This is a genomic window from Daejeonella sp. (assembly GCF_049655485.1).
Classification (GTDB): domain Bacteria; phylum Bacteroidota; class Bacteroidia; order Sphingobacteriales; family Sphingobacteriaceae; genus Daejeonella.
Map to the genome: position 1 here is coordinate 1 of NZ_JBASJU010000200.1, position 4,568 is coordinate 4,568.

The following is a 4,568-nucleotide window of genomic DNA, read 5'->3' on the forward strand; positions in this document are numbered from 1 at the left end:
GGTAGGTGAAACGCCAAATGCCAGTTTGGCCGTCGTACCCTTCACCAGTGAATAAGTGTTACTGATAGTTATGGATTGCACCAGGACAGGAGTAACAGTTAATTCACTTGTCGCGGTAAATTTACCGGACTTACTTGTGACTTTAATAGTCGCTTTGCCTGGTTTCAAGGTCTTAACTAATCCCGTTGTTGATATTTTTGCAACAGTCGAATCTGAGCTCGACCACACCATTTCCTCAGGTTTGGCATTTGACGGTGAAAGTATCACATTTAGCTGAACATCTTGCCCAACACTTACGCTCACCTCTTTTTCGTCAATCGCTATTCCTGTCAAATCAGGCATACTAACGGTTACTTTGCAGCTTGCGGTAATTTTTCCATCTTCAGTTTCCACTGAAATGATCGCTTCACCATCTTTCTTTGCAAGTAATTTACCCTCACTAACTTCCACTATTTCTTCATTTGACGACTTCCATTTGAACTTCGGAACGGTTGCACTAACTGGAGTAAGAGACACTTTAAATGTATGCGAATCTCCGACAATCAGATTTAGCGTTTCTTCCGAAAGCTTGATCATCTTTAAGGTGAGATCAGGTTTAGAGTTTTCGTCTTTTTGGCAGGATAAATTCAGGCAGATAACTGCCAGGAACAGAATAATTTTCTTCATGTTATAAAATGGATTTGAGCTAAATTAATTTGCGGCAAAGCTATCTTATCCACAGTTACGATCGTTACGGTTATCCGTATTAATCGCAGTTTTCATTTAACCGTCATCCCGACGCGTAGCGAGGGACCTAATACGTCCTCTTCACCCCCGCATCCGTAACAATCACATAATCCCCAAGCCCCACAAATTTACTCCAATCCGGGTTCTTAAATGATTCATCATAGAAGCAGGAAATATTAAGCGTACGCAATTTTGGCGAAAGCTTTTTCAGCCGTGCATACGTTCCAAGCTTTTCATCGCTATGGAAGCGCCCGTTGATATGAAATATTTTTTTATTCTTGTGTTTACGCTTGTAGTTAAAGATTGACCCCGCCATGCTAGCGTCCCACAAGTTCTGCGACTGGTAAATTTTCATCGGGCCCATGCCGTGTTCTCCCAGCAAGTCCATAAATTTCTTGTGATACCGGCCCGTGGCAGTGTCAATCGGAAGCGGCGGAAGATAGCCCCTTGCATCAGCCGGAAGCTTATTCAGCACTCCCAAACCGTTTCTCGTAACACTATTTGTATAGCGTGAAGGGGTATTAGCTGCAATGACATCCAGCCTGTTCGATTTTGAATATTCGATCAGGGGCCGGTAATCCTTATAATTTTTCCATGCTCTTGCCTCAGTGATGAAGTTCTTTTCACCAATCACATCCCAGAGATACTCGTTCAGGACGGATTGCACGTCGGTCTGGAACATTTCTAGCGACAAGGTGACTTTTCCCGGGTACGCCTCATTTAAGCGCTGCAGGATTTCTTTTTCAAGCAGATGACCGATCGAATCGTTATGCTCTTCACCGAAAAACAAGACATCAGCTTTACCGGCATCGTTAATTATATCCTGAAGTGAAGCAAGCTGTTTTTTCCGGGTATCATATATCTTATAATGCTGCTGATAACTCTGTGCAATGGAAGTCAACGAAAAGAAGATGAGTAAACTAAGGCCAATGATTTTCATGCCCTGTCGCCGGAACGTTTTGGTCAATTTGTATATAATTGTTTTCATGAAAATGTGAGTTCGATTACAACATGTTTAAGACCCCTCAGTCCGCCCGGGGCGGACAGCTCCCCTTGAAAAAAGGGGAGCACGAGCGTACACAACGCACAGCGTCGCCCTTTCACCTTCCACTTTCCGCCACATCGTCATCCCGAAGCGCAGCGAGGGGCTCGTCATCCCGAAGCGCAGCGAGGGACCTGCAGCGAGGGACCTACAAACCCTTAACCTTCCACCCCTTCCTATACTCCCTCTTCACAAACTGATTAGCCAGATCAAAGTTCGTAATCTTCATATCCTTAGCATCCCAAAGAAATTTCTTGTAACGTCCCGGATATTGGAAACTATTTGGATTAGCTCCCGGCACCCGAATATCATACGCACGGAGCGCAAGATTACCCACCAGCAAGGCTTCCGTTAATGGCCCTGCTATCGAAAAATCTGAACTTAACTCCATTTCCCCATACCCCGCGATGGAAGCATCCACCCATTGCGTATAATGACCTTCTTCCTGGCCGGGTACTCTTAAAATAGTTTCAGGGACATTGACATCGTCCATCCTGGATAAAGGCAATAAGCGAGGGTTTCTGCCGTAGGCGTTGCAAAGCATTTTGCCTTTAGTACCTATAAAAAGAACACCGTTTCCATTATCGCCAAACATTTCATTAGGCCCAAGTTCCATAGGGCGTTCAGGTTGAATCCCACCATCCATCCAATGCAATTGGACAGGTTTCCCAACCTGTTTCGAAGGACTATCAAAGGTCATGGTAACATGCGATGAAGGAGGACAGCTTTCAGGGAAATAACCACGTTTAAACTCATCAACATACACGCTTCCAACGCTGCACTGAACATCCGACGGATAATTCAGTCCCAGGGTTTTAAAAGGCACATCCACCATGTGGCATCCCATATCGCCTATGGCGCCCGTGCCATAGTCCCACCAGCCTCTCCAGTTAAACGGAACCAGTTTTTCCACATAATCGGTATACGGAGCTGTTCCCAGCCATAGATCCCAGTCAAGTTCTTTTGGAACCTCCGCTTTAGCAGCAGGCCACGGAATCCCCTGAGGCCAGACAGGACGGTCGGTCCAGCAGTAAACGGTGTGCACTTCTCCAATCAATCCCGCAGCATACCACTCCATCACACTCCTCGACCCATCAGATGAAGAACCCTGGTTCCCCATCTGGGTCACTACTTTATATTTCTTAGCAGCGTCAGTTAACACCCTTGCTTCATAGATATCATGCGTTAAAGGCTTTTGAACATACACATGCTTCCTTCTTCTCATAGCAGCCAGTGCCACTATCGCATGATTATGATCCGGGGTTGAAACCGAAACCGCATCAAAGTGGCGTCGTTCTTTATCAAACATCTCACGCCAGTCCTTATAATATTTAGCTTTAGGGAATCTCTTTACCGATGCTGCCGCCCGTCTGTCGTCAACATCGCAAAGAAATGCAATTTCAGCCTTTGGGTTTTTTGCGAATCCGGTCAGGTCACTTTCCCCTTTTCCCCCAACACCCACTCCGGCTATAAGCAGCTTGTCGCTTGGCGCGACATAACCTTTACCGCCCAGCACATGCCGTGGCACGATCATAAAACCCGCTGTAGCCACCGCAGCAGCCTTAACAAAATCTCTTCTTGAAGTATTGTTGTCCTGTTTTTCCATTTATTTCAACATTAAAATCACATTTAATCCAAAGGGATCAGCCTTTTTTAATACGCCCGTATTCTCTTCGCGTGGGCAGCTAAAAAAGCCGAAGCATTATCGTAAACGTAAACAAAATAATCGTCATCCCGAAGCGCAGCGAGGGACCTCTACCTCCTCCCCCTCACCTCCTTCGCCACATCCCCCATCTTCTTCATCATCCTATCCATCCCACTCGCATCCGCTTCCCAGGCAGCCGCCTTATCCGCACTAATTCCAATATTATGTGCTTCGTCAAAAGCATCCATATTAGCGCCGAAAAACTGGAAATCCCATCCCTTATTAGTTTCCAGCTGGCCGATCATGCTTCCAACCTGCGCACGGCTATAATGGCGACTCGCATTCTCATATCCATCAGTAATGATAAATACCAGCACTTTATCCGGAGCCTGATCTGCGGGCAACAAGAAAAGTGCTTCCATAGCCCCTTTTAAAGTGCCTCCAACTGCGTCGAGCAGAGCAGTGTACCCATCCGGGCGATAGGATTTCTGGCCCAATGGCTTCACGTTTTGAATAGGACACCGGGAAAAAGTGGTACTTACTTCGTGGTTAAACTGTACAAGCGAGAAATTGCAGAGGCCAGGTTCGTTTTTTTGTTCTTCAATAAATTGGTTAAGCCCGGTAATAGTTTCCTGTTGCAGGCTGTCCATAGATCCTGATTTGTCCAGGATGCAGATAATTTCGGTGAGTGATTGCTTTTCCATAATTGTTTATTGTTTATGGAACAAAGGTGGGGGGAATTCATCCTTTAAGTAAATCTCTACAAGCTTGTAAGGGGTTGGAGTTTAAATTTTGTGAGGTCCTTCGCTGCGCTCAGGATGACGGTCACAGTTTTTGGGAAAGGAGATTTCTCCTCGCGTTACGGCTAAAGTCAACTATAACAGAGTGGTTCGCTCGTCGAAATGGAACCTATTTCGACGAGCCACTGAAAATTAACGAGCTTTAGGGACCCGTCATCCCGAAGCAGCGAGGGGCCCGTCATCCCGAAGCACAGCGAGGGACCTCAATCCTCATACATCCTAACCAACCCCTTCTCCAACCCAACCCCAAACGCCGCCCCCGGCTCCCCCTTAATCATATAATACTTCCCCCCACCCTTCAACAAATCCTTAATTTTCTTATTCAATCTCGATTTCTGTTCACTAAATGAATTAC

General features: G+C 46.1%; 4 protein-coding genes. All 4 read right to left on the reverse strand.

Annotation, left to right across the window (positions count from 1 at the left end; all coding sequences use genetic code 11):
• Nucleotides 1-666 (reverse strand): Ig-like domain-containing protein (locus WBJ10_RS08630; RefSeq protein ID WP_424289323.1); only part of this gene is annotated, 666 nt, incomplete at its 3' end.
• 127 nt (nucleotides 667-793) lie between these two features.
• Nucleotides 794-1,714, reverse strand: a complete 921-nt coding sequence (locus WBJ10_RS08635) for a ChaN family lipoprotein (RefSeq protein WP_424289325.1) — start codon at nucleotides 1,712-1,714, stop codon at nucleotides 794-796.
• A gap of 202 nt (nucleotides 1,715-1,916) precedes the next feature.
• The gene (locus WBJ10_RS08640) at nucleotides 1,917-3,374 is read right to left on the reverse strand and encodes a Gfo/Idh/MocA family protein (RefSeq protein ID WP_424289327.1); all 1,458 of its coding nucleotides are present in this window, start codon (nucleotides 3,372-3,374) and stop codon (nucleotides 1,917-1,919) included.
• 149 nt (nucleotides 3,375-3,523) lie between these two features.
• On the reverse strand, nucleotides 3,524-4,117 hold the full coding sequence (locus WBJ10_RS08645) for a hypothetical protein (RefSeq protein WP_424289329.1): 594 nt from the start codon (nucleotides 4,115-4,117) through the stop codon (nucleotides 3,524-3,526).
• Nucleotides 4,118-4,568 lie beyond the last annotated feature (451 nt).